The organism is Pantoea sp. USMM079, from assembly GCF_037153115.1.
In the GTDB taxonomy this organism is placed as follows: Bacteria; Pseudomonadota; Gammaproteobacteria; order Enterobacterales; family Enterobacteriaceae; genus Pantoea; species Pantoea communis.
The window spans coordinates 79,398-98,958 of record NZ_JBBCKX010000019.1 but is presented as its reverse complement, the minus strand read 5'-3'; the positions used below and the strand labels follow the sequence as shown (position 1 = coordinate 98,958).

At 51.8% G+C, this 19,561-nt stretch carries 24 protein-coding genes; 11 read left to right on the top strand and 13 right to left on the bottom strand.

Features of this window, described 5'->3' with window-relative positions:
- Positions 1 to 414 (top strand): transposase (locus WFP70_RS20050; RefSeq protein WP_141399016.1); only part of this gene is annotated, 414 nt, incomplete at its 5' end.
- 62 nt (positions 415 to 476) lie between these two features.
- Here the strand turns inward: WFP70_RS20050 and WFP70_RS20045 are convergent.
- Together WFP70_RS20045 and WFP70_RS20040 are read right to left on the bottom strand one after the other, a co-directional pair.
- Positions 477 to 722 (bottom strand): DUF2543 family protein, encoded by a 246-nt coding sequence (locus WFP70_RS20045; protein ID WP_058960931.1) that lies wholly within the window; start codon positions 720 to 722, stop codon positions 477 to 479.
- 13 nt (positions 723 to 735) lie between these two features.
- On the bottom strand, positions 736 to 1,218 hold the full coding sequence (locus WFP70_RS20040) for a cold-shock protein (RefSeq protein WP_166934561.1): 483 nt from the start codon (positions 1,216 to 1,218) through the stop codon (positions 736 to 738).
- A 202-nt stretch (positions 1,219 to 1,420) separates the two neighbouring features.
- On the opposite strand from WFP70_RS20040, the gene WFP70_RS20035 reads away from it, so the two are divergent.
- Entirely contained in the window at positions 1,421 to 2,119 is a 699-nt protein-coding gene (locus WFP70_RS20035; RefSeq protein ID WP_337024254.1) for an RluA family pseudouridine synthase, read from the top strand.
- Between the two features lie 15 nt (positions 2,120 to 2,134).
- On the opposite strand, the gene WFP70_RS20030 is transcribed toward WFP70_RS20035, so the two are convergent.
- The 3 genes from WFP70_RS20030 to WFP70_RS20020 all read right to left on the bottom strand — a co-directional run bounded on the left by WFP70_RS20030 (position 2,135) and on the right by WFP70_RS20020 (position 3,449).
- Positions 2,135 to 2,674 carry a DUF2058 domain-containing protein gene (locus WFP70_RS20030; protein WP_166934565.1) on the bottom strand — a complete coding sequence of 180 codons (540 nt, stop codon included), beginning with the start codon at positions 2,672 to 2,674 and terminating at the stop codon, positions 2,135 to 2,137.
- Between the two features lie 94 nt (positions 2,675 to 2,768).
- Positions 2,769 to 3,119 carry a DUF1304 family protein gene (locus WFP70_RS20025; protein ID WP_166934566.1) on the bottom strand — a complete coding sequence of 117 codons (351 nt, stop codon included), beginning with the start codon at positions 3,117 to 3,119 and terminating at the stop codon, positions 2,769 to 2,771.
- A gap of 60 nt (positions 3,120 to 3,179) precedes the next feature.
- The gene (locus WFP70_RS20020; protein ID WP_337024253.1) at positions 3,180 to 3,449 is read right to left on the bottom strand and encodes a hypothetical protein; all 270 of its coding nucleotides are present in this window, start codon (positions 3,447 to 3,449) and stop codon (positions 3,180 to 3,182) included.
- A gap of 355 nt (positions 3,450 to 3,804) precedes the next feature.
- Between WFP70_RS20020 and yajD the strand changes: the two genes are divergently transcribed.
- Complete coding sequence (gene yajD, locus WFP70_RS20015) at positions 3,805 to 4,152, top strand: HNH nuclease YajD (protein WP_034824111.1); 348 nt, start codon at positions 3,805 to 3,807, stop codon at positions 4,150 to 4,152.
- Between the two features lie 63 nt (positions 4,153 to 4,215).
- On the opposite strand, the gene WFP70_RS20010 is transcribed toward yajD, so the two are convergent.
- A complete protein-coding gene (locus WFP70_RS20010) occupies positions 4,216 to 4,887 on the bottom strand; it encodes a DUF3313 domain-containing protein (protein WP_337024252.1) in 672 nt (223 codons plus the stop codon).
- A gap of 171 nt (positions 4,888 to 5,058) precedes the next feature.
- Between WFP70_RS20010 and WFP70_RS20005 the strand changes: the two genes are divergently transcribed.
- The gene (locus WFP70_RS20005; RefSeq protein ID WP_034824109.1) at positions 5,059 to 5,280 is read left to right on the top strand and encodes a hypothetical protein; all 222 of its coding nucleotides are present in this window, start codon (positions 5,059 to 5,061) and stop codon (positions 5,278 to 5,280) included.
- Here WFP70_RS20005 and WFP70_RS20000 read toward each other — a convergent pair.
- Positions 5,268 to 5,888: a TetR/AcrR family transcriptional regulator gene (locus tag WFP70_RS20000; RefSeq protein WP_337024251.1), complete on the bottom strand. Its 621-nt coding sequence runs from the start codon at positions 5,886 to 5,888 to the stop codon at positions 5,268 to 5,270. The two genes, WFP70_RS20005 and WFP70_RS20000, sit on opposite strands and share 13 nt — an antisense overlap.
- 100 nt (positions 5,889 to 5,988) lie before the next feature.
- Positions 5,989 to 6,861 (bottom strand): EamA family transporter, encoded by an 873-nt coding sequence (locus tag WFP70_RS19995; protein WP_337024255.1) that lies wholly within the window; start codon positions 6,859 to 6,861, stop codon positions 5,989 to 5,991.
- Positions 6,862 to 6,929: 68 nt separating this feature from the next.
- Here WFP70_RS19995 and WFP70_RS19990 point away from each other — a divergent pair, with 68 nt between their 5' ends.
- A complete protein-coding gene (locus WFP70_RS19990; protein WP_337024250.1) occupies positions 6,930 to 7,451 on the top strand; it encodes a MarR family winged helix-turn-helix transcriptional regulator in 522 nt (173 codons plus the stop codon).
- A gap of 356 nt (positions 7,452 to 7,807) precedes the next feature.
- Positions 7,808 to 9,127 (top strand): NAD(P)/FAD-dependent oxidoreductase, encoded by a 1,320-nt coding sequence (locus WFP70_RS19985; RefSeq protein WP_097119104.1) that lies wholly within the window; start codon positions 7,808 to 7,810, stop codon positions 9,125 to 9,127.
- Positions 9,128 to 9,173: 46 nt separating this feature from the next.
- On the opposite strand, the gene WFP70_RS19980 is transcribed toward WFP70_RS19985, so the two are convergent.
- Positions 9,174 to 10,025: a Vmh family MBL fold metallo-hydrolase gene (locus tag WFP70_RS19980; protein ID WP_337024249.1), complete on the bottom strand. Its 852-nt coding sequence runs from the start codon at positions 10,023 to 10,025 to the stop codon at positions 9,174 to 9,176.
- A 120-nt stretch (positions 10,026 to 10,145) separates the two neighbouring features.
- On the opposite strand from WFP70_RS19980, the gene WFP70_RS19975 reads away from it, so the two are divergent.
- Entirely contained in the window at positions 10,146 to 11,024 is an 879-nt protein-coding gene (locus WFP70_RS19975; protein WP_337024248.1) for a LysR family transcriptional regulator, read from the top strand.
- 108 nt (positions 11,025 to 11,132) lie between these two features.
- Positions 11,133 to 12,284: a dienelactone hydrolase family protein gene (locus tag WFP70_RS19970; protein WP_337024247.1), complete on the top strand. Its 1,152-nt coding sequence runs from the start codon at positions 11,133 to 11,135 to the stop codon at positions 12,282 to 12,284.
- A gap of 4 nt (positions 12,285 to 12,288) precedes the next feature.
- Here the strand turns inward: WFP70_RS19970 and WFP70_RS19965 are convergent, their stop codons facing one another.
- The gene (locus WFP70_RS19965) at positions 12,289 to 13,263 is read right to left on the bottom strand and encodes an AEC family transporter (RefSeq protein WP_182057546.1); all 975 of its coding nucleotides are present in this window, start codon (positions 13,261 to 13,263) and stop codon (positions 12,289 to 12,291) included.
- Between the two features lie 91 nt (positions 13,264 to 13,354).
- On the opposite strand from WFP70_RS19965, the gene WFP70_RS19960 reads away from it, so the two are divergent.
- Both WFP70_RS19960 and WFP70_RS19955 read left to right on the top strand, forming a co-directional pair.
- On the top strand, positions 13,355 to 14,242 hold the full coding sequence (locus WFP70_RS19960; RefSeq protein WP_160834212.1) for a LysR substrate-binding domain-containing protein: 888 nt from the start codon (positions 13,355 to 13,357) through the stop codon (positions 14,240 to 14,242).
- 314 nt (positions 14,243 to 14,556) lie between these two features.
- Positions 14,557 to 15,894, top strand: a complete 1,338-nt coding sequence (locus tag WFP70_RS19955; RefSeq protein ID WP_337024246.1) for a hypothetical protein — start codon at positions 14,557 to 14,559, stop codon at positions 15,892 to 15,894.
- Positions 15,895 to 15,911: 17 nt separating this feature from the next.
- Here WFP70_RS19955 and modA read toward each other — a convergent pair whose 3' ends face one another.
- Entirely contained in the window at positions 15,912 to 16,625 is a 714-nt protein-coding gene (gene modA, locus WFP70_RS19950) for a molybdate ABC transporter substrate-binding protein (protein WP_337024245.1), read from the bottom strand.
- Entirely contained in the window at positions 16,594 to 17,664 is a 1,071-nt protein-coding gene (locus WFP70_RS19945; RefSeq protein WP_337024244.1) for an ABC transporter substrate-binding protein, read from the bottom strand. Before WFP70_RS19945 ends, modA begins: the two co-directional genes overlap by 32 nt.
- Before the next feature lie 219 nt (positions 17,665 to 17,883).
- On the opposite strand from WFP70_RS19945, the gene leuE reads away from it, so the two are divergent.
- On the top strand, positions 17,884 to 18,522 hold the full coding sequence (leuE, locus tag WFP70_RS19940; RefSeq protein WP_058961387.1) for a leucine efflux protein LeuE: 639 nt from the start codon (positions 17,884 to 17,886) through the stop codon (positions 18,520 to 18,522).
- Between the two features lie 85 nt (positions 18,523 to 18,607).
- On the opposite strand, the gene WFP70_RS19935 is transcribed toward leuE, so the two are convergent.
- Positions 18,608 to 19,444: an undecaprenyl-diphosphate phosphatase gene (locus WFP70_RS19935; RefSeq protein ID WP_337024243.1), complete on the bottom strand. Its 837-nt coding sequence runs from the start codon at positions 19,442 to 19,444 to the stop codon at positions 18,608 to 18,610.
- Positions 19,445 to 19,561: the final 117 nt, after the last annotated feature.

Genomic DNA, 19,561 nt, shown 5'->3' with positions numbered 1-19,561 from the left:
CTCTACAGTCATCGCTGGGAGATAGAGCTGGGATATCGTGAAATAAAGCAGGGTCTCCAGGACAGCAGGCTCACGCTTCGCAGCAGGAAGCCGGAGATGATAAGGCAGGAGCTGTGGGGCGTGCTGCTGGCCTACAATCTGGTGAGATATCAGATGATAAGAATGGCCTCAACGCTGAAGGGATACTGGCCTAACCAGCTCAGCTTCAGGGAATCGACAGCGTGGGTGATGAAACTGCTCTGGACACTTGAAGGCGCTTCGCCTGGGCGTATCCCGGAACTGGTAAAGGACGTAAGTTCGATAGCAGAGATGGTCAGACTACCGGGACGACGGGAGCGCTCGTTCCCAAGGGTGGTGAAAGAGAGACCCTATAAATATCCGACAGCCAGAAGAAAAAATGCCAGTCAGGCTTAACTGACTGGCATTAGGCCTTATGGCCGCCTTGAAATGCGCAGAGTATTTTTAAACAACAGGGCTTACTCGTTGCCCCATTCATTCAAAAAATTGGCAATCTCATCGATTCGCACCGCTTGAATACCCGCTTCACGGGCCATCTCTTGCTGCGACTCTTCGCTAATCTCTTCGTTATTGCTAAGACGAGTCAGTAACAGCTGGAAGTAGTGCGCCAGTGCATCGAGTTCTGCTTCGCTCACATCGTGTTCAGATTCCGACGCGTATTCTTCAGCAATGTCATAATACTTCAGTGGAATATTGTTATTCATTATCAGCTCCCCTTTAAACTTTGAGCATTTTCACTGCGGCATCAATGTCGATCTCATCTTCAGTAAAGATCAGCGTCGTCCCCTGGAAAGTGGTCACCGCCAGTTTTTTCACTGAGCGCATTTCATCAGGCTTAACGTCTGTCTTGGGTTTGATGTTGTTCATCAGAAGGCCCACCGACAGAACGGTGTTTTCTTTATCAATGCGGGTATCAACCGGCTCTTCTTCACTGTAAACCACGAAGGATTTAATCGATGTGAGCTTCAGACGCTCACCGGCGATAAAGATGTATTTGCTTTCCGGTATTACTTTCACCGAAAAGGCCGATAAACCTTTGTTATTGGTGGTCGGTTCGAACGTCACTGCCGCGTCTTTTTTAATCAGATCAGGGTTGGCGACCTTAATCACATGGAAATAACGGTTGTCTCCGTTTTCATCTTTGATAAATCCAAAACCTTTGTCTTCAAACCAGGTTGTGATCGTTCCGTTCATCGCCATTACCGCCTACTTAATCGTTAATCTAATCAGTTTTTTGCAGCGCGCAGTGTAAAGCACATTGCCTGCGCAGACTACGCCTTTGCTGTAAGTCTGGACGATAAATTTCTGCTGTGCGAGCGCGAGCCTGTGAGAAGAGGGCAAAATTCGTCAGCCCGCTGAAAATTGGTTATCATCCGCACCCACTTCCCAGCCTGGCAGTCCGATGTCCACCATTATCGATACTTTTATAGCTCCGCCGTGTTCTGAAGAGATCTCGATTCTCTATCAGGATGAGCATCTGGTATTGATCGATAAACCCACGGGGCTGCTCAGCCTTTCAGGTAAAAATCCGCAAAATCTGGATTCCGTGCATCACCGGTTGGTGAAGTTATTCCCCGGCTGCACCTTAGTGCATCGCCTCGATTTCGGGACATCCGGATTAATGGTGGTGGCGCGCAGCAAAGCGATCAACGCCTTGTTGTGCCAGCAGTTTAGCCAACGCAGCGTGACTAAAATTTACACGGCGCTATTGTGCGGACATCTCAGCCACGATGAAGGAATTATTGACGCCGCGATAGCAAAAGACCCGGCGCTGTTTCCGTTGATGTCGATTTGTGCCGAGACGGGGAAGCCTGCGCGTTCGCGCTATCAGGTAATAGAACGCTTAACTCATGAAGGGGATAATAGCGTGATATTGTCGGTTACGCGGGTGCAGCTATTGCCAGAGACGGGGCGCACCCATCAATTACGTATTCACTGTCAGCAATTGGGCCATCCGATTCTTGGCTGTGATCTGTATGGCGGGTTACTGCAGCCGGGCACGGAAAAGACACCCCGGCTGATGCTGCACGCCAGTGAATTGCATTTTGTCCATCCCATTAGCGGGGAGAACATCACTGCGCGTCATGCCAGCCCGTTTTGACACGGGCGGCATGTATTACCACATCAAATCATCCGGCACTTTGAAGTCCGCGTACGGATCGTCTTCATCCTGCTCTTCCTGACTCAATGCACTGTTCAACACAATGCTATCTGCGTCACGCTGGGCAATTTTATCAGCCACGCTGGCGGGAATAATCGCGTATTTGCTTTCGCCACTGCTATCCGCAGCCAGGCGCGCAATCGCCAGACGGCCATTGATCAACTGTGTTTGCGTGGTCTTATCCACACTGATCTTTTTAATTAAGTTGCTATCGGTGAAGTTGAAATCAATCGTCCCTTTGGCAACGGTGATCGCGTTCATTTCGATCAGTTGCTTAACCTGTGCTTTGTACTCTTTGGACAAAGTGGCTTGCTTCTGCTGCTCACTTAGCTGCTTATCACGCTCAATTTGCGCTTTTTTATTCTCTTCCACCGCTTCGCGAGCTTCACGTGCCTGCACACGAGACTTCTTGGCAGTGCGCTGCACTTTGGCCATTTTCTTGGTGGAAACTAATCCAGCTTTGAGCATCTGCTCTTGTAAGGTGAGTTTTGTCATCTTCGTCTCTAAAATCCGTTAAAACCTGGCCGGATTATACCTGTAATACGAAGGCTGATCACGGCGAGGTTCGAGATCCTGATAAATCGTCGTATCAGCGCAGGAGTAATGCCAGCAAGGCAATCAGAGCGGGAAGGGCCTGCACATAGAGAATTTTTCGACTGGCGGTCATCGCGCCGAAGATTCCGGCAATCAACACACAGATGAGGAAAAACAGAGTGACAGACACACCGTTTTCTCCCAGCCATAACCCCCAGAGTAAACCCGCCGCCAGAAAACCGTTATAAAGGCCCTGATTGGCCGCCAGCACTCGGGTTTCGCGCGCAAAGTCGACGCTGAGTTTGAAGGCTTTCCGGCCGGTTTTCGTCTCCCACAGAAACATCTCCAGTACCAGAATGTAGATGTGAATCACGGCGACGAGAGCAACAAGGATATTGGCTAACACGGAATTCCTTAATTGAGCGTTCTTAAAATGTATGGAAAGTTTAAGCCAGATTAGCGCCGGTTATTTTTTTCGGAAAAAAAGATTAGCGATAGCGGTTAATATTCCAATGAACGGCATCGTGATAGCCCCCGCTCGAAAATTATGCTGATCTATGTGTTTTTCTTTACGGATGTCATTAAAACGTGAAAGTGCTGCCTTTTCATCGGCCGCGCTGACTTCTTCAAACTGTTTTTCGAATCCCTGACGGGTTAACAGAGTTGCCCTCACATTATCTGACTTTTGCAGCGCCGCGATCTGGTTTCTTTTTTTATAAAAACAGTACTCAGGCATTCGATATTCCTTATCAAAAGAGGTAACAGCAATTTATCAGCAGGAACGAAAAGGTACCAAGGTGTCAGAGGTTTTTTTCATGAATATGTGACTTGCGTTATTAGGCAAGTAATACCATGCGACGAGGAGGTACATTTGTTATTGAATCCGCGAAGTTCAGCGCAGATGTTTTGACGCATTCCCAGACGTGTCAGAGCAGTCGCTGACCATCTAATCGCACTGTTCGAGGTTAATCAGCATTCACTGCAGCAGCTCTGAAACAGCACGGCGAAATCAGCACACGCCTGGCGAAGGTTTTGCGCTATATTGGCAGCACTAACACCCGAATATCTCTGCGAAACAGGTAACATTGGCAATGGCTCTGATCCCGAAAAACTATGCACGGCTGGAAAGCGGCTACCGTGAGAAAGCATTAAAAATCTATCCATGGGTTTGTGGACGCTGCTCACGTGAATTTGTTTACTCCAACCTGCGTGAACTCACCGTGCATCATATCGATCACGATCATACTAACAACCCGGAAGATGGCAGTAACTGGGAGTTGTTGTGTCTCTTTTGTCACGACCATGAGCACTCTAAGTACACCGAAGCTGACATGTACGGCACCCGAGTGGTGGCCGGGGAAGATGCGCAGAACGATGTAGAAGCAGCAACCTATAATCCCTTTGCTGATTTAAAATCGATGTTAAATAAGAAGAAATAATCCGCACTGATCATTGATGCTGCCAGCATGCCGAACAGAGGCTGGCAGCCTTTACCGTTTGATTTACTGGCGTAACTTCTCTAAAAGTTGCTCAGCCCCTTTATCAATTCCTGTCTCTGCTGCGCTAAGTGAACCAAAAGTCGCACCCACGTTCATCGCATTTGGATATTGTTCCGCAACGTACGCCAGTAAGAGTTCGTTTGATGCCGCATCTTTCACCTCCACGGCGAAATTCACGTAGCCACTCATCAAGCCACGTCCTCCACGTACCGACTGAACGATATTGTAAGGGCCTCCGGCTAAATCAAACTTTGTGAATGTGCCGATCACTTGCGGCGTGGTATCGGCGCCGGTCAGCGTCAGTTTCAATTTGAGCGCAGGAGCCGCCCCGGCAGGGGGATTGGTGATGAATTTCTCCGCTAGCACGTCTTCAAACTTCTTACGCATATATTCAGCGAGTTGACGACGATCATCCACAGACAAGTCATTGAATTGCGCATCATTGCCGCTGTAAATGTCGACCGGTTCAATGCTGATGCTGCGATATTTGCTCCAGTCTACGGGAGCGGCATAACGAAAGGGAATGCGATCGCTATCGTCAGACGTATTCGGCGACATGCGTGATGCTGACGCGATACCAGCATATTTCACCGGGCTGGTAGAGGAACAACCGACAGCGGCAAAAGCGGCCGCTAATACAAGGCTGCGATACAACGGGCTGAACAAACGACTCATGTTGAGGCTCTCCGATAGAAGTTATAAATGAACTGTACGGTTTAGTTAATATCAGTTAGCATAAATCTGTCAAGAAGAGGTTTAAGGTGTGACATCGTGATGCGGGGGCAGAGAGGTGAATGAAAGACGTTCGTTAGTGTCGAGTGAAAGGTTTACCGGAGACCTGGTGGAATGATGGCCGGATTTGCGGCAATTGTATTTTTGCTCATCCGCGCCATCCGCAATCTCGTGGAGTTAATTTATCTATGGCAATCAGGCATAAAACAAAGCCGTTTTTATGCGGTCAGGGTTTGGGGGGCGCGCCTCAAACCCCTAGTGATGCTGCTGATTATCGACACCATTGTGGTGGTGGCGCTAATTTTCATTCTGTCAGCCAGAATTCAGATGTTGTGAGCGGCACCTCTGAGGAACAACGAAACGGCGTTTTGCACCATAGTCGTCACCTCACTTTTGGTATAATTCGGCAACGTTCGCTGAAGGAATAGTTCATCGACTTCAGCTTTTACTAAAGCTGAAAATTGTTTGGCGCGTAATGCCGGGCTGCCGCCGATCAATTCCCCGCTGGCGATGTGATGCTCCATTACCGCCGTCAGGGCGTTCATACTCTCACGTACCCCGGACTCATGAAAAAGCGCGCCGATATCGGAATGGCCCGCTTCACCAACCACCATTCTGTACAACTGCAGAGCCTTCCAGTCTGATGTCAGCGCGCCCAGCATACCTTCACCAAAACGCTGTAACTTCTCACTTAACAACAGGGATTGAGTCTCCGGGTGGTTAAGTTCATCAGCCGCACGCATCAGAAAATTTGTACTAAAACATCTGACAACGGCTTCAAACAGGCTCTCTTTAGAAGCGAAGTAATTATAGAGTGTCGCCTTCGAGCAACCGGCCTGCTTTGCTACGCCATCCATTGAGGATCGCTCATATCCTTGTTCCAGGAACACGGCTGAAGCGGCGTTGATAATGTCAGTTCTCTTTTGTTCGGTTAGCGTGCGCATCACTCTCTCCTCTGTCGGCGATAAATATTAACAAAACCGGCTGGTTCATTAAAGGAGAGAGGATGGTGGATTCGACGTCTGGAAAATGTCGAGTGAAACCTTAATTGCCACGAAGGGATGTGCGCTGCACAAGCAACACGCTGATTAAAACGATGACCAGTCCGACAAAAGCCGTACCGCTCATCACCTGAGATAGCACTATCCAGCCGAGCAGCACGGCGGTGATCGGGCTGAGTAATCCAAGCGATGCCACCGCAACGCTGGGCAGGCGGCCAATTCCCCTGAACCACAACCCGTATGCCACAAATGCACCGGCCAGGGAGAGATAGGCATAAGCGGCCCACTGCGGCAGCGTCAGTGTGGGCAGTGGGGCGTCAATCAGCCACGCTGCGGGTAGCAACATTATTCCACCCAGTATCAGCTGCCAGCCGGTGAGGGCCATCACCGGCAAATCCATTTTCCAGCGGCGTGTCAGCCATACGCCTGTGGCCATACAGGTCGCGCCCAACAACGCTGCCACAATGCCGACCGGTTCGAACACTGTTTGCGGAGAGAGTAATAGCAAGGCCATCCCGACAACCCCGGCCAGCGCTGCCCATAAAGTGATTCTTGCTGGCGCCCGATGTTCAACTCCCCATGCCAGTAACATCACCAGCAGCGGTTGTATCGCGCCTAATACGGCAGCAAGCCCGCCAGGTAGTCGATAGGCAGCGACAAACAACAGCGCCTGGAAAACACCGATATTCAGCGCACTAAGAATAATGAGCCGTCCAATATCGCGGCTGGCGGGCAGGCGAAGAGTGAACAGCAACAACAATACCCCTGCCGGAAGTACCCGAATCAGCGCCGCCGTAAAAGGACGGTCGGGTGGCAGAAATTGTGTTGTGACGATGTAGGTCGATCCCCAGATAGCCGGGGCCAGGGCAGTCAATATCACGTCACGCCAGTACGAAAGAGAGAAAGAGGATTGCATCATTTTGCCTTTATCTTCAATTCAAGATAAAATCAGTGTGTCCACCAATTACCTTGAAGTCAAGATAAATGAATGATCCATCTGAAACCCGATCTGATGCCGTCGATCTCATCCTTCAGCAGTGGCAGCGCGAGCGGCCAGATTTAGACTGCAGCCCGATGGGGCCGATTGGACGCATCAAGCGTTGCACGGCGCTGATTGAACAGCGACTTGAAGAAGCCTTTGCCGAGTTTGAATTGAGCATGTGGGAGTTTGATATGCTGGCAACGCTGCGCCGTGCCGGAGCACCTTATAGTCTGAGTCCCACCGAGTTGTTTTCGACGCTAATGGTCACCTCGGGCACCATGACGCATCGCCTAAAGCGCCTTGAATCCAGAGGGCTGATTACCCGACAGGTAAATGCAGAGGACGCGCGAAGCATGCTGGTGCAATTAAGTCCGGACGGGCTGGCGTTAATCGACCGTGCGGTAGAAAAACACGTGGGTAACGAAAGAAAGATTCTCTCTGGGCTCTCTCCTGAAGTGCTGATGGCACTGGATAGCCACCTGTCGGGCTTACTGCAATCGCTTGAAGGATCCCACCAGCGCTAGTCGCCCCATTCCCACGCGTCAGCGTTGTGACGTAGCAATGCGTATTCCCCTTTCAGGCCACCGAAATTTAATTCAGGTCCGGTGCTGTGGCGTAAGTTGAGCACACCGGATTCTTCTATCACTTTCTTGCCAATCCCCGCGCCTGAACCCCCGTTTTTTTGCGATCCATAACACAATCGTATCGTGATCATATTGACAACATTTCATGAGATTCAGTAAAACTTTATACATCAGGTATACATGATAAATACCCGTGAAATGCATTAAATACTTACGCTTTACACCGCTAAAAAACCCTACGTTGTACGGGCAATCCGCCAGTACAAACAATGAAAACGTGTATTGGAGTAACGGAATTGCAAAAGATCACCTCACTGCCTGCCGATGATTCGATGCCGGGTTGGTTTCATACCAGTGCCGCTCGTACGCCACGCCCGGCGCATATTGGTCAGAAAAAAACACGCTTCGCGATTGTGGGGGCGGGCTTAACGGGTCTGGCAGCTGCGCGACAATTAGCGCTGAATTTCCCCAATGATGAAGTGGTGCTGATCGAGGCGCAGGAAGTGGGATATGGATCGGCAGGACGTAACGCCGGTTTTGCCATTGACGTACCCCATGATATCGGCGCGAAAGATTATATTGGCGACGTCACCATTGCGAATAAAGTCCTCAAGCTGAATACATTAGGGCAAAACTATCTGCGTCAGATTGTGCAGGAACACGGCATCGAATGTCAGATGACCGAATCCGGTAAATATCAGGCATCAGTCGGTGAGCAGGGCACGGCGATTCTCGAAGCCTATCGTAGCGGATTGGCAAAGATCGGGCGCGAATCCGAAATGATCTCGGGTAAAGATCTGCCGGATCACATTGGCACTTCTTATTACAAGCAGGCGCTGTTTATTCCCGGCACCATCTTGTTGCAGCCTTCAGCATTGGTAAAAGGTCTGGCGGATAATCTGCCTGCTAATGTCACGCTGTACGAGTACACGCCCATCACGTCGATTGATTACGGTGACAAAGTGACGTTGGTGCATGACAAAGGGAGCATCACCGCTGATACGTTGATCCTGGCTAATAACGGTTTTGCGTCGCACTTTGGTTTCCTGCAGCGCCGTCTGTTACCGACTTTTCTTTACGGCAGCCTGTCACGTCAGTTGACTGAAGAAGAGCAGGCACGATTGGGTGGCAAAGCGGTGTGGGGGGTGATTCCGGCGCATCCGTTTGGCAGCACCATTCGTCGCACAGTGGATAATCGTATTCTGGTGCGCAACAGTTTTAGTTTCCACCCGGATGGACGACCGCGCGAGAAATACCTTAAGCAGTATCTGGAAAACCATCGCAAATCGTTTGAACGCCGTTTCCCAATGCTGCCGCAGGTGGATTTTGAATACACCTGGAGCGGAGCGATCTGCCTGTCAGAAAACCACGAAGGCTTCTTTGGCAAACTGGCACCGAATGTTTATGGTGCGCTGTGCTGTAACGGATTGGGCATAACGCGCGGCACGGCAACCGGCAAATTGATTGCCGATATGATCGCCGGTGAGAAAAACGAACTGATCGATTTCCTCACCCAATCACCGGGTCCAAACCGCACGCCAGCTGAGCCTTTCCTTTCGATTGGCGTGAACTCGGTGTTGAAGTGGGGCCAATACCGCGCGGGCATGGAAGTTTAAGAAGGATATCGCCGCCATCACTAATGGCGGCTTTTAACCTCATCGATTACCACTTCATCTCGCCAGTATTCACTTTCGCACTCAGCTCCAGTGAACTCTCATCCGGCAAATTCGGATAGGCTTTTTTCATCGCTTCAATCACTTCTGCAGACCCTTTGTGCTGCTGAAGTGCTTTTTCAAAGGTTTGCAGATAATTAAGGGTAAAGGTCACCGCGCCATCGCCCGCCGGACGAGCGCCAATGTAGTGTCCTGGAATCACTACTTTCGGTTTAAGTTGCTGAATCTCTTTAAGCACGCTGCGCCACTGCTCACGGCTGGCTGGCGTTTGCGTATCTGCGGTCCAGACGTGGATGCCCGCTGCCACGGCGGTGCCACCCAGCACGGCCTTATTGGCTGGGATCCACAGATAAGCGGATTTATCCCCCGCATGGCGCAGTTCAATACGTTCACCATCCACGCTAAACGAAGTCTGATGGGTGATCTGCGGTACATAAAGTTGGGTAGGCGCACCACCCGGCATTTTCGGGCCCCAGTACGCTAACTTGGCGGCTTTGGTAGCTTCGATATGCTCAACCACCGTCGGTGCTGCGACAATTTTCACCTGAGGGAAGGCTTTGACGATGGGCTCCAGGCCAAAATAGAAATCAGGATCGCCTGAGGTAATCAGGATTTGAGTGAGTTTTTTGCCGCTGGCTTTGATCATCTCTACCAGTTTCCCGCCGTCTTTCGGGCTGAACTGTGCATCGACCAGCAGCGCTTCATGTGGCCCGGTAATCAGCGTTGACGACACCGGAAACACACCTTGTTCCTGTGGATTGTAAACTGCCAATTGCAATGGGGCAGCAAACGCTGGGCCGGCTGCCAGTGCGAGCACCAACGTCAGTGACTTCATCTTCATCTCATTTTCCTTTCAGTGCCAACATGGCTGGTAAGCACATCATTGTAAGGATTTTGCTGTCTGCTAGAATTCCCGCAAATAGAGATGATCAGTTTCATAAAACGATCAGATGGAGAGCAGATGGACAGAGTCACAGCCGCTTCAGTATTTAATCGCATTTGCGAACTAGGCAGCCTGAGTGCCGCAGCGCGGGCGCTGGATATCTCCCGGCCAATGGTCAGCCGTTATCTGGATGAAATGGAGAAATGGGCAGGAGCTCGTTTGCTGCACCGTTCATCACGTCGCTTGACCATTACCCCGGCCGGGGAAAAAGTGCTGGAGAAAACCCGCATGCTGGCACGGCTGGCCGATGAGATAACCGGACAGGGCGAACCGGGAGAACCGCAGGGCACATTACGCGTCGCCTGTGCGCACTCCACCGCGACCCATATTCTGGGGCCGATGATCCCGGCATTTCTGGCACGCTATCCACTGCTGCGCATTGAGTTAGAAATCAACAACCAGCCGGTGAGTTTAGTGGGAGAACGCATCGATGTGGCGGTGAGGATCACGGAAAATCCTGAACCGGGCGCAATTGCCCGCCGTCTTGGCGAATGTGCTTCGGTGGTGTGCGCATCACCCGATTATTTGCGCAAGCATGGCAATCCTGAAACGCCGCAGGATTTGAGCCAGCATAATTGCCTGCACTATAGCCGCTTTGCCGGGCAGAGTTGGCAGTTCAACGATGCCAATGGCGATGCACTGAGCACAGCCGTGAGCGGAAATTTCAGTGCCGGCATCTCATCGGTATTGTGCGATGCCGCCATCGCCGGATGTGGGCTGGCCATGGTGCCAGAAATGGAAGCGCAAGCCGGGATAGCAAACGGTCAGTTGCAATGTGTACTGCCGGACTTTACGCCAAAAACCCTCGGCATTTATGGATTGTATATGTCGCGCGAACGCCAACCCGCCGCACTGCGACTGTTTCTCGATGCGGTGCAGCAACAGCTGGCATCATAAAATATGGGGTTTGATCTCAAGCAGGGCGTTGTACAGTTTTTAACTCCAGATTAGGTGATAGTATCTCCCGGTAAACATCATCTAATGTTAATAAGGGAGTATTAACTGATGCGCCGGTATTTTATCCGCAGTTTTCTCATCATCGGTCTATTGGGGAGCAGTTGCCTGAGTCTCGCCGAACAGACAGCCGGCGCTACGCAACTCGCGGGATTGATACGTGAGCCGCTCGCATTAACCGTAACCTTACCGAACGGGCAACACGCGGTGCTGGATGCGTTTGTTACACGACCCGACATACCCGGTGTATTTCCCATCGCGCTTATCACCCACGGCACCGATGGCAGCGAGCAGAGCGATCGCCAGCATCTCACGCCGAACCATTTCTCAGCTGCCGCCATCACCTTTGCCCGACATGGTTATGCCGCTGTGGTGGTGATGCGACAGGGCTATGGTCAATCCACCGGCCACAACGATTATCAAGGCAACAGCTGCGCCCAGCCGCAACATGCTCTAGCAGGGAAAATGGCACGAGACGATATCCTTGCTGCACTGACGGCGATACGGGTACAGCCCTGGGCGGCAAAACATCAAGCTGTGCTGGTCGGCCAATCATCTGGCGGATTCAGCGTGCTCGCCGCCAGTGCCCTGAATCCACAGGGTGTACAGGCTATCATAAGCTTTTCAGGTGGACGCGGAGCCATGGGTGAGGGCCAGGTTTGTGATAAAACCTCACTGCTGGCGACGCTGAAATCTTATGGTCAAACCGCACGAATCCCAACACTCTGGCTTTACACTGCCAATGATCAGTCGTTTTCACCCCAGCTTGGCGAGGAGATGTTCAAGGCTTACCATCACGCAGAGGCTAAGGGTAAGCTGATCACTCTGCCGGCTTACGGTAACGATGGGCATGATTTACTGATTTCAGCACCGGAAGGATTCTGGTGGCGCAGCGTCTCGTCGTTTCTTAGCCAGCAACATTTGCCGAGCCATGGAGTCGTGTCCCTTGCTGAGGCCGAGCTTGCTGCACCGGCAGGATTAACGTCATCAGGTCAACAGGCGTTCAAACACTACCTGTCAGATCGCGGCTATGAGAAAGCGTTCGCCACCAACGGCGAAGGTGTGTGGGGCCGCGCGTACTGGGCTCGCACCCAGCAGGATGCAAACCATGAAGCTCTGGCAAATTGCGAGCAGTATCGTGAGAAGGAAGAAGCGGCGTGCACCATTTACGCCGCTGGAGATCAACGCCCAGCGGCGAAATGACGCGCTAGGCGATGGGCGTGACTTGCATAAAGTGCATGATCGCCACCAGTGTAACGATCGACAGCACCGTGGAGATGAGGATCGCGCCAGAAGTGATTTGCGCATCACGCCGATAATACTCAGCCAGCATAAAGGGCCCGGTGCCGGTGGGCAGTGCCGCCAGCAGAATCGCCATGTTGGTGAGATCCTGCGGCAGGTGAAACAGCCAGACGGCTAAAATCCAGGTCAGCAGCGGCTGCATCACCAGCTTGGCCACCACGACCAGGCCCACCGTGGTGAAACTCATTTTCGCCGCGGTGGGCAATTCGCTGGCTTTGGCTTTTTGTCGGCTGGCTAGAAACACCCCTAAACACACCAGCGCGCAAGGGCTGGCCGCACCGCCGAGCAGTTTTAGGAAGGTTTCAACGCTATCTGGCATGGTCAAACCTGCGCTGGAGCATGCTGCGCCTAGCAGCGGAGAGATAATCAGTGGATTTTTTAAAATGGCGCGCAGTACTTTAATCGCCAGTCGATGAAATTCACGTTCACTCTGCAAACCAATCTCGATCATCGCGATGGCAATCGCGAACAGGATACACGCCACCACAATAGTCGCCGTGGTGGTGGGGATCAGGCTGCTTTTACCAAAAATCAGTAACAACAGCGGAAAACCCAGATAACCGGTGTTGGGATAGGCGGCGGCAACGCCATCGACGCTGGCATCGGCAGTGGATTTGCCTTTGAATTTTTGACAGGCAAACACGATAACAAATGAGGCGGCGCAGGAGAGGGCAAACGCCCAGAAGAATCCCGGTTGATAAATGGTGTGCCACGGCGTGTGTGCCATGATGTCAAACAGCAGCGCGGGCAGCGCCAGCCATACCACAAATTTATTCAGTTCCGTCGCCGAGGTTGGCCCTAATACACCTAGCATGCGGCAAGCATATCCCGCCACAATTAAGCCGAAAACCGGCAAAAGAATCAGAAACGTCGCTATCATTGTGTCCTCCCAGTAAGCTGAAGGACTCTAGTGCCTTTAGTGATGCAGATCCAATAGCAAATTTGGCCGGGATTGATACGGAAAATGAATCATGCTTGATATGAAGCCTCTGCGGTACTTTATCGCGCTGGCAGAAGTGAAAAATTTCCACCGTGCCGCGGAGCGTCTGCATCTGTCACAGCCGTCCTTAAGTCGTCACATCGCTGCACTGGAAAAAGCGGTGGGTACACAGCTGGTGGAACGCAATACGCGCCAGCTAATGCTGACGCCCGCCGGTGAGAGCTTCTACCAGGATGCACGTAAGATCCTCGAATCACTCCAGCAGGCGCAACAACTGGCGCGTGACACCGCCGCGGGCAAATCGGGTTTATTGCGAGTAGGTTTCACTATGTACTCTGCACACAGCGTAATCCCGGAGTATGTGCGATTGATTCGCCATCACTTCCCCAATATTGCTCTGGAGTTGGAAGAGGCAGTCACTGAAGACCTGCCGGATAAAGTGCTGGCAGGTGAAGTCGATTTAGCGGTACTGGTGGAAGGAACTGCACGCGTGGGCATGCAGACATTGACCGTGTTAACCGAGCCTTTATGTGTGGCCATGTCGCGCACACATCCTAAAGCGAGAAGTCGGAAATTGCAGATCGAAGATCTGCGCGACGATCCTTTTGTGATGACCTCCGCCAGCGCCGGGAGCCGATTAACCGCGGTAATTATGGATTATTGCCGGGCTCATGGTTTTGAACCGATGGTCAGTCTGCAGGTTCGTCTGCAACACACCATGCTTAGCCTGGTCAATGACGCTAGCTATGTGGCATTGGTGCCTTCATCTGTTCAACAACTCAAAATGGATGGCATCGTCTTCAAACCACTGGCGGATGCGCCGCAAGTTAATCTTGCCGTTGCCTGGAGCAGCGATAACCGCAATCCCTGCCTCAACAGTTTTATAAAACTGCTGATTCAACGACACGCAGCAGTGTGAAACCTACGCCAGCCGCATAATCCTCTGCGGCGCGATAACTACATTGAATTAAATCAGACAGTTAAGATGGATAAGCAGCGCGAGTCAGTGGCGGTTTCAGCCTGAAATCGCCACAAATTCAGCATTGTGTTGTTCAAAAAATAAGCCAATATTTACTTTATCATTAAGCCAATTTTAATCTTCGCCACGTAGAGTGCCCTCACAGTCACAACCATCAGTAAACGAAGTCAGAATTGCCGAGGCGTAACAGAACTCCTGTTAGTTGCCCGCGTCTATAGACCGTGCTGAGCTGTGTTATCCGCTGGAGAGTACCTTTGCTGCGACTATTATTTCTGTTGATGGGTGGACCGGCGCTAAGAGCGGGTTGGCCTTATCTGACCGGGCTGGGCCTGCTGTGTGCTGGTGCGAGTGCCGGGATCCTGATGGATCTGTTGCAACATGGAAGTTTATCGTTCCCCTTGCATGTGTTAGGGGTATTCCTTGCGGTCGAAGGGCTGGCGGAAGCGATGAGTGCAATCTATTCGCCTGCCGGCATTGCCTGGCCACCTTTGATGAAATCTGCAGGGCTGATGCTGTTTGGCCTGTTGGTATTCATTGCAACGCATGACAGCAGCCTCTGCTTCTCACTGGGTTTTGCCTTGATTTTTCTACTGGATGGCGGGTTCCGTGTCATTTCATGCAGCCTGATGCGTTGTCGGCGATGGACGCGAAAATTCAGCCTCGGATGCGCGGAAATCCTGTTCAGCCTCCTGATTGCCATCCATTGGCCGCTGGCTCCGCATGTGATCGTGCCGCTGTGTTTTGCACTTTTGCTGGCGGGATGGGGCATCAATCTCTTGTTTATGGGAGCGCAAATTCATGCGCTGCCAGAGAACACCAGTGTCACCGCACTGCCTCTCTTTACCCGCAAAGGGCTGCGTGCGCCGCATGGATTGAATTATGAACATCCGCCGCTGCAGGCTGGGCATACCAGTGTGCCGCTCAATGTCTACATCTGGACGCCGTTGGGTTCGGGCGATGTCGCCGGACGTCGTCCATGGTTTGACCGTTGGGTCGCAGCGATTGACCATCGCGGTGAAGTATCAACCGGCCATACCTCGTTAGAGATGGGTGATGAACTCTATATCAGCCTCTACCCGGTTGATGACGTTTCACGCAGCTTGCGCGGTTTCCTGCAAACGCTGCGCGCGAAAGATGAGTTCGACGTTGAGGGTTGTTTACTGCCATCGCTGGAAAGTGAAATCAAAAGATGGTGCCGCCCCGATAAACGTCTGGTTCTCACGCATTACAATCAGGCAGCCCTGCGCAATTACTGGCGCGCGAATGCAACCGATACCCGCTATAACCTCACGTCCCGCAACTGTTCGACCAGCGTGATGCAGGCGCTGGACGTTGCTACTGAAGGTTTGTTGGGTGAACACGGTTTGAAAGGGCTTTGGGTCATCCTCGATCCCGATTTTTGGTTGTTGAGTCTGGTACGCAGCCGCGCAGAAGGCATGACGTGGACGCCAGGACTGGTGATGGATTACTGCATTTTGCTGCGCCGTGTGCTGGAATCTCAGCAGCGAACCAGCCGATATCGCAAAATCATTCATCGTCTAAGAGTCGAACTGCTCGGCGCACGGATGGTCGTGCGCAGTTTGTTACGTTGACCGTTTTTGAACAGCATTCAGGCAAAACCATTCTGTTGCAGAATGGCTCTGGCCGCTGTTGTACTGAGAAAGGCGGCAAGGGGATTAGCAGAGTGGGTGAAAGTCGCCCATCCATATTCCGCCTGGATGTTGAACGGTTCAGGGATGAGAAATACCTGCAAATGTGAATGATGAATTAGGCGTGGAGCATAGCTGGCGTAACCAATGAAGAGATCTGCGTGCTGTTGGTCGATTAACCATTGTGCTGCCAGTTCGCCCGTGGGGACAGCCAGGCTATCGATGCCACCCACCAGCTGACGCGCGCGCTGTTTCAACCTTTCACCGCAGCCTGGATAAACCTGTCCGATATTGTCAAACAGCTGCCAGGTGTAATCGCCGGAAGGGTCGCTTGACGGCGTCGATGTTGCCAGCCGCAGGTCGTCACGTTGTAAAAGTGAAAGCCAGGTGTCGTTTTCGGTGACAACGTCACGTCTTGCGGTCAAACATAAGCTGTTAGCGGCAAATTTGCCGGTGTGCATTGCCAGACCGCGCTGTAACAGCGTGGCCGGGTGCTTAAGATTGGCGGAGGCAAACAGATCGCAGCGTGCACCTTGTTCAATCCTCTGCCGAAGTAAGCCTGCAGGGCCAAAGTGGGTGTCGGTCGTCAGGCCAGACTGATGATGAAAGGCTGTCATCAGATCCGGCCAGACACCGCGCAGACTACCGGCTGCCAGAATGTGCAGCGTTGTCATGATAGGCGGTCCGATAAAAATGCTGATACCAGCGATCAGCCTGCTGTTGCATATCAATATCGCGGAATTTTTCCGGATAGAGTTTCTTCGCCATCCAGAGCTCACCTAAGCCGATAGCTTCTGGCATTGGATATCCCCAGGCTTTGGCATATTCCGGCATCAGCCAGACCCGATGATTCTTCACCGCGTCAATCGTGCGCCAGCGTGGATCTTGTTGGATCTCATCCACCACTTGAGGATAGCGATCCTGGACAAAAATCACCTGAGGATTCCACGCCACAACTTGCTCCATGCTGACTTGCTTGAAACCCTGAACGGTCGATGCCGCAACGTTGTAGGCGCCCGCGTGCAACATCATCAAACCGGTGTATTTGCCAGAACCATAAGTGGTGAGGTCCGGATTGGCCATGTAAGCACGAACACGCTGTTGCTCAGTTAAACCATGCAGACGATCGCTCACCAGTTTACGTCCGGCAAACGCCGCGGCAATCAGTTCTTTGGCCTGTTGCTGCTTATTCACCACCTCACCAATCAAGGTAATCCCTTCTTTGATGCCGAGATCGTAAGCTTGATTCTCATTCTGCATGCTGGGGTTAATCTTGCCTTGTTCCCCTGCATCGTCATGGCGTAAGGAAATAGCCAATACCGGAATGCCCAGCGCCGAAATCTGGTCAATCATCTCTTTTGGCGCGTAGTTAGTGACAAAAACCACCTGCGGATGCAGCGCCACCAATTTTTCTAAATCCACATGGGTCAGATCGCCCAGCATGGCTTTCTGTGCCAGTTCAGGCACCAGCTGCGCGTAGCCATCACCCAACTGTTGCTTCCAGTTCGCGAGGATGCCGACGATCTTATCGGTCGCGTTGAGTTGCACCAGCAGGTTCAGCGTTTGGTGCTGTAGCACCACCACGCGATCGACCTGATCGGGGATCGTCACCTGACGACCAATTTGGTCGGTCACCACACGGCTGGCGAAGGTGTTCAAAGAGGTGAAGGTGAGTAAGCCCGCCAGAATCAGGCGGTTAAGCGTTGTGTTCATGAGTTATCCCTGCAGCGTAATGCAACGGATTATATAGCGCTAATTGGCAGGCGCCTATGACTCTTTCAGTGATACGCAGTCGTCGGACGACATGGCACAGCGTCATCTGCTACTATATCGGCCCAATTGCAGCGCGATCCGCTGTCAATTTTCACCTGTCAAATCAAAACAAAAGCCATCGGGCGAATCAACCTGCATGGCGGTGGAGTAGTGGTTGTTATGTTGCACGATGTAGGAATTATTAATGTCTGGACGTTTCTGGCGGGTGCGCTGGTGATTATTCTGCTGCCCGGCCCAAACAGTTTATACGTGCTGCGTACTGGGATGAGCCGCGGTGCTAAAGCGGCGTCTAAGGCGATAGCAGGGGTGATGATGGGTGATCTGATTCTGATCTTCCTTGCCTGGGCCGGTGTTGCGACGCTGATTCGCACCAGTCCGCACATTTTTATGGTGGTGAAGTATCTGGGCGCGATGTTCCTGCTCTACTTAGGCGTAAAAATCATTCTGGGTGCATTGCGCAAGCGCGAAGGTAACCAGCCCGCTGAAGCCGTTAAAATAGAAAATTATTTCCTGCGCGCACTGCTGCTGGGCGTGACCAACCCGAAAGCCATTCTGTTCTACGTCTCCTTTTTCATCCAGTTTATTGATCCAGCAGTCACTCACACTGCGCCTGCCTTTGCAGTGCTGGGCTCGATGATTCAACTGATCAGCCTGAGCTATTACCTGATTTTGCTGATGGCGGGCAACGTGATGGTTCGCTTTCTGAAAAATCGCACTCGTCTGGTAAAACTGGGGAATATGCTCACGGGCATGTTGTTCTTTGGTTTTGCTGTGCGCTTAATGAGTGCACAAAGTTAATTTTATCCCCAGCGCTAATATCCAGGAAACAGCAGGAAAACCTGCTGTTTCCGTTTTCGGGTAGCATTTAGACAGCCATGATATCTCAGCCCAACCAACCAATCAGTGCCGCAGCGCACAAGCAATAGCCACCGAACAGATGCCAGCGATCATGCTCCAGCCAGCGGGAAAGCCAGCGCAGCGCCAGAAGTCCGGCGACAAAACTCAGTATCATGCCCACCAGGCTGGGCAGAAGCACGCCGCTGCTCACTGCGACCGTACCAGCAGAACCTGAACTGAAAACACGCAGGCCCTCTTTAACGATCACCGCCGGTGTCAGCACCACGGCTAACGCAAAACTAAATTCTTCCGCACGTTTACGGGCCACACCCAATGAAAGACCGGTAGAAATCGTGGCGCCAGAACGAGAAAAACCGCGGAATGGGAGGCATAAACCCTGAACGAAACCAATACCTGCAGCGCTCAAGGGCGAAAGTTCGCCGCGATCTTTTTCTTTCAGGCGTGAAGAGAGGATAATTAATAAGCCTGCGGCAGCGAGACCACTGGCGATTAATTTACTGTTACTAAACAACGACTCTATTTCAAACGTGTCGGTGTTCGCGGCGAAGAAATATTTAATCAGCTTCATCAGCGTCAAACCCACTACGCCGGTCACTGCGGTGGCGAGAATAATTAAAAATACATTCTTCTTAAATGCACGGCCCGAACTGAAATAGGTCTCCCGCCAGTTATTCCAGAAGTAAACAATCACCGCGAACATCGTGCCGGTATGCAGCATCACCAGCAACAGTGTCATATCGGGGGCCGCAGGGTCCAGCCCCAGGAGTTTCTCCGTCATAATTACGTGTGCAGAGCTGGAAACCGGCAGTAACTCTGCCAGCCCCTGTATTACGGCCAGAATGGATACATCGAAATAATTCACCCGTTCGCCCTCAGATAAAATAATGGGAAATGAGACCTGACTTAACCTCGCACACCCTGACACATTTCTCATTTTAGCCGTGATAAGTATTATCCTATTCGACATGTCGTTTATGAA

Excerpts from the sequence above, each read along its gene's own strand:
- WFP70_RS20030 (WP_166934565.1), bottom strand. The coding sequence starts at position 2,674 with ATGACAAAACTCACCTTACAAGAGCAGATGCTCAAAGCTGGATTAGTT.
- WFP70_RS20035 (WP_337024254.1), top strand. The coding sequence starts at position 1,421 with ATGTCCACCATTATCGATACTTTTATAGCTCCGCCGTGTTCTGAAGAG.
- WFP70_RS19990 (WP_337024250.1), top strand. The coding sequence starts at position 6,930 with ATGAATGATCCATCTGAAACCCGATCTGATGCCGTCGATCTCATCCTT.
- WFP70_RS19965 (WP_182057546.1), bottom strand. The coding sequence starts at position 13,263 with ATGATAGCGACGTTTCTGATTCTTTTGCCGGTTTTCGGCTTAATTGTG.
- yajD (WP_034824111.1), top strand. The coding sequence starts at position 3,805 with ATGGCTCTGATCCCGAAAAACTATGCACGGCTGGAAAGCGGCTACCGT.
- leuE (WP_058961387.1), top strand. The coding sequence starts at position 17,884 with ATGTTGCACGATGTAGGAATTATTAATGTCTGGACGTTTCTGGCGGGT.
- WFP70_RS20040 (WP_166934561.1), bottom strand. The coding sequence starts at position 1,218 with ATGGCGATGAACGGAACGATCACAACCTGGTTTGAAGACAAAGGTTTT.
- WFP70_RS19970 (WP_337024247.1), top strand. The coding sequence starts at position 11,133 with ATGCGCCGGTATTTTATCCGCAGTTTTCTCATCATCGGTCTATTGGGG.
- WFP70_RS20045 (WP_058960931.1), bottom strand. The coding sequence starts at position 722 with ATGAATAACAATATTCCACTGAAGTATTATGACATTGCTGAAGAATAC.
- WFP70_RS19995 (WP_337024255.1), bottom strand. The coding sequence starts at position 6,861 with ATGCAATCCTCTTTCTCTCTTTCGTACTGGCGTGACGTGATATTGACT.
- WFP70_RS20010 (WP_337024252.1), bottom strand. The coding sequence starts at position 4,887 with ATGAGTCGTTTGTTCAGCCCGTTGTATCGCAGCCTTGTATTAGCGGCC.
- WFP70_RS20005 (WP_034824109.1), top strand. The coding sequence starts at position 5,059 with ATGATGGCCGGATTTGCGGCAATTGTATTTTTGCTCATCCGCGCCATC.
- WFP70_RS19975 (WP_337024248.1), top strand. The coding sequence starts at position 10,146 with ATGGACAGAGTCACAGCCGCTTCAGTATTTAATCGCATTTGCGAACTA.
- modA (WP_337024245.1), bottom strand. The coding sequence starts at position 16,625 with ATGACAACGCTGCACATTCTGGCAGCCGGTAGTCTGCGCGGTGTCTGG.
- WFP70_RS19980 (WP_337024249.1), bottom strand. The coding sequence starts at position 10,025 with ATGAAGATGAAGTCACTGACGTTGGTGCTCGCACTGGCAGCCGGCCCA.
- WFP70_RS19960 (WP_160834212.1), top strand. The coding sequence starts at position 13,355 with ATGCTTGATATGAAGCCTCTGCGGTACTTTATCGCGCTGGCAGAAGTG.
- WFP70_RS20020 (WP_337024253.1), bottom strand. The coding sequence starts at position 3,449 with ATGCCTGAGTACTGTTTTTATAAAAAAAGAAACCAGATCGCGGCGCTG.
- WFP70_RS20000 (WP_337024251.1), bottom strand. The coding sequence starts at position 5,888 with ATGCGCACGCTAACCGAACAAAAGAGAACTGACATTATCAACGCCGCT.
- WFP70_RS19945 (WP_337024244.1), bottom strand. The coding sequence starts at position 17,664 with ATGAACACAACGCTTAACCGCCTGATTCTGGCGGGCTTACTCACCTTC.